The organism is Rhodococcus baikonurensis (assembly GCF_040489275.1).
Classification (GTDB): Bacteria; Actinomycetota; Actinomycetes; order Mycobacteriales; family Mycobacteriaceae; genus Rhodococcus_F; species Rhodococcus_F baikonurensis.
On record NZ_JBEUOQ010000020.1, the window covers coordinates 93,070 to 96,595 of the forward strand.

Annotated in this window: 3 protein-coding genes; 2 read left to right on the forward strand and 1 reads right to left on the reverse strand. The window is 61.0% G+C overall.

Annotated features, from left to right (window positions below; translation table 11 throughout):
- Positions 1–95 precede the first annotated feature (95 nt).
- On the forward strand, positions 96–1,286 hold the full coding sequence (locus ABWI03_RS29895; protein ID WP_298773709.1) for a lipase family protein: 1,191 nt from the start codon (positions 96–98) through the stop codon (positions 1,284–1,286).
- A gap of 73 nt (positions 1,287–1,359) precedes the next feature.
- Positions 1,360–1,833: a DUF5709 domain-containing protein gene (locus tag ABWI03_RS29900; protein ID WP_298773711.1), complete on the forward strand. Its 474-nt coding sequence runs from the start codon at positions 1,360–1,362 to the stop codon at positions 1,831–1,833.
- Here the strand turns inward: ABWI03_RS29900 and ABWI03_RS29905 are convergent.
- Positions 1,822–2,964, reverse strand: coding sequence for a GGDEF domain-containing protein (locus ABWI03_RS29905; protein WP_298773713.1), 1,143 nt, complete (start codon positions 2,962–2,964; stop codon positions 1,822–1,824). The two genes, ABWI03_RS29900 and ABWI03_RS29905, sit on opposite strands and share 12 nt — an antisense overlap.
- Between the last annotated feature and the right edge of the window lie 562 nt (positions 2,965–3,526).

The window sequence follows — 3,526 nt, forward strand, 5'->3', positions numbered from 1 at the left end:
ACCAGGTTCGACATGGGTATGAGTGAAACACACAGGGTGATGGACCCCGGGTGGGTCCGGACGAGGGGAAAACGTTGAAACTGCGAACCAGACGCATGTTTACCGGATCGATGCTGACTGCCGCTGCACTGACTGCCGCACTGCTCTCCGGAGGGACTGCACAGGCAGATCCCGCATATCCGGCACCTGACCCGGACCCGTTCTATTCGCAAGCAGCGGCCGAGGGGGTCGCCGGCACGCCGATCTCCGTGCGCCGGGCCCCTGACCTGATGACTTTCCCTGGTGTCGCGATCTGGCAGGTCAGTTATCGGTCCACGAACTCCGAGAACAAGCCGATTGCCGCGGTCAGTACGATCCTGGTCCCGCCGAATCAAGCGCAAGACGGACCGTTGCTCTCCTATCAGCACATCGTCAACGCACTCGGAACGGGATGTGCGCCATCTCGCGCGCTTTACGCGTCGGATCCCAACATCGTCATCCGCGAAGCGCCCATCCTCAACGTCGCGCTTCAACGTGGATGGACCATTGCCCTTCCCGACCATCTCGGACCCAACAGCGCGTACGGCGCCGCGCGCCTGGGCGGACAGGTCACGCTCGACGGTATCCGCGCCGTTCAGAAAGTCCCCGAATTGCGTAGTGGCGCCAGCCCGGTCGGTATTGCCGGTTACTCCGGCGGTGGTATGGCCACCGCGTGGGCGGCCGCACTGGCCCCGAGCTACGCACCCGAGGTCAACCTCGTCGGCGTAGCCGAAGGCGGCGTTCCGATGAATCTGTCCAAGATGGCCAACGGCCTCGGACAGGATCCGCACCCGGCATTCGGCCTCGCGTTCGCCGCAGCAATGGGCCTCGAACGCGAGTATCCTGACCTTCTTCCGCTGAGCAACCAGCTCAACGACCTCGGTCGGTCGATGCGGGCCGAACTCACCAACGCGTGCACCAACGACATCTTGAGGGTCGGTGCCGGGCGCAGCGCCTCTCAGGTGTCGACGTCGACTTCCCTGTTGTCCAGTCCTGAAGTGCGAAAGGTGATGGACGACAACAGCGTCGAACTCTATCCGGGTGTGCCGACTGCCCCGGTATTCGAATGGCACACGCCCGACGACGTTCTGATCCCCATCGATTCCGTGGTCAACACGATTTCGCGATACTGCGCCGCCGGAGCCACGGTTCAATCTCAACTGTTCCCCAGCCCGGACCACCTCACCACTGCGGTCCTCGGTCTGCCCACCGCATTCGAGTACCTGCAGGACCGGTTCGACGGAGTGCCGGCCCCACGTTCGTGCTGAATGTCTCCGGAGTGATGTATCGGGCAGGCGCGGCACATGGCCAACTCGGTGTGCCCGTGGCATCGTTGATCGTATGAGCGACACGGATGACACCGGCGCGGCCGGCAATGGCGATTACAGTCTCGATCCCGACGACCAACTTCAACCCGAAGACACCCTGATCGATCGAGGCGTGGACGACATTCTCGACGAGGGAATCTCACCACCCGAGCGCCCACTCGGACTGGACGCTCATGGGTTGACCGGCAGCGAGGAATCGGCGGGGGAGACCCTCGACGAGCGACTTGCCGAAGAAGAACCAGATCCGTACGCGTCGCTGGGAGATCCCCTGAAGGATCTGGCAGATGCCGACGAATTCGAACGAGAGGAAGAATTCCCGAACGGTGACGAAGTCGGAAATCGCCGCGTCGGGCGTCTCGTTGCCGAAGACGAAGGCCGATACGAGGACGAGGAAAGCGAACTCGTTGCCGGAGACGTCGGAATCGACGGCGGCGCAGCATCGGCGGAGGAAGCCGCGATGCATCTGATCGACGACTCAGAGGACTGAGCGTCCGTCTGACCGTTGTGGCTGCTGTGGCTGCTGATCGGTGAGAACGATGGAATGGACGCGGTTTCCGCCCATTCGCTTGCTTTCGTACATCGCCGAATCGGCTAGGCGATGGAGGTCGCGAAGGCCGCTTTCTGCTGCTTGCACGTCCGGCCAGGCGCCGTTGTGTATGGCTATGCCGATGCTCGTCGTCGAGAGTGGTTCGCCTGTGGGGGAGTTCATGATGGGGGCAATTCGTGCCAGTAAATCGCCGACGTACGGCAACGGCATCATCTGCACGACGACGAACTCGTCACCGCCGACGCGAGCGATTGCTGCGTCCGATCTTGCCCAGTCGTGAAGTCGATAGGCCGTGCGCAGTATGACGCGGTCGCCGACGTCGTGACCGTAGGTGTCGTTGAAGTGCTTGAAATTGTCGATGTCGATCACCACCACCAGCAAGGACTGGTCGAGGCCGGATTTCGCTTGCAGGAGTTCGGAAGTCCGCCGTGAGAGTCCGCGTCGATTCAACAGGTCCGTCAACGGATCAAGTTCGGAGCTTTGAGCGTCGTTGCTCAGGAGCGCCAGAGCAATCTGCGTGACCACCGGTATGACGGTGATGACAGGAATGGCAAAGGCAATGCGTCCCAGGACGTCTGAGAGGCCGGAAGGTACATCGGTGAATACGCCGATGCTCGCAACAACGATGACCGCCCCGGAAAACAGCAAGTGCCACAGCTGAGCTCGAAGATTGTGAAAGAACGCTATGTACGATCCGACGAGTCCGAAGACGAGGCATCCCAGCAGCCTTTGATCCGGATTGGCCTCCGCCAGCACGATCACCGCGACAGCGAAGTCGCCCGCGATGACGAAAAGATACGACCGTTCCCGGGTGGTCGCGGTGAACGGCAACGCTGTACCGCCGATCATCACGAGCACTGCGACGACGACGTCCAACGGAAATCCGATGGCTTGTACCGAGTGTGTGCCCAGACGCTTGAGAAGAATCGTGACGCCCAGGAGGAACACCAACACGCCGATGCCTATCCGAGTCGGCATCAGAATTCCGTTGTCGCGCAGGAATCGTGTGAATCGGTCAAATTGGTCTGGCACTGCGAGCCAGCGTTGGACAGCCTTGTCGGTGCCGTTCATCGTGGCCACCGGCAATGAGCGGCCGGTCGAATACAACGCATGCGGCGATAGTAGTCCGCGGCGATGACAATGAACCTGCGCCGCCTCCAGCGATTCGAACTCAATACGTCACAGTGACGTATTGAGGTGGTGTGGCTGGAGGTGGCCCAGACTCGTTCATCGTCATCAATCCGCATCAGACGGCTTGTCGAGTGGTCTTGCCACCTGAGCGACAAGGTTACTGGGCAGCCACCAAGCGGCCACCTGAGGTCAGTAGCAATCCAAGGCAGCTTGCCGGCGGGCAGCCGACTCGAGATGATCAACTCACGCAAGGTGGCCGGCAAGTCAGGACGGAAGCACGTGAGCAGTGTGCAAATACACCTACGGATCGACCTACGAAGGTGACGTCCGACAAGGATGCGGGAAACGAACCATGGGCTGATATCCCCAGGTCGTCAATTTGCCGATAATCTACATTATGTCAAGTAAACGATGCCGAGTTGTAGATTGTGCGAACTCGACCCCTCCCCGAACTGCCCCTCGCCCGTAGTGCCCGACTGGCCTCGTGACCTGCGCGTGAGCA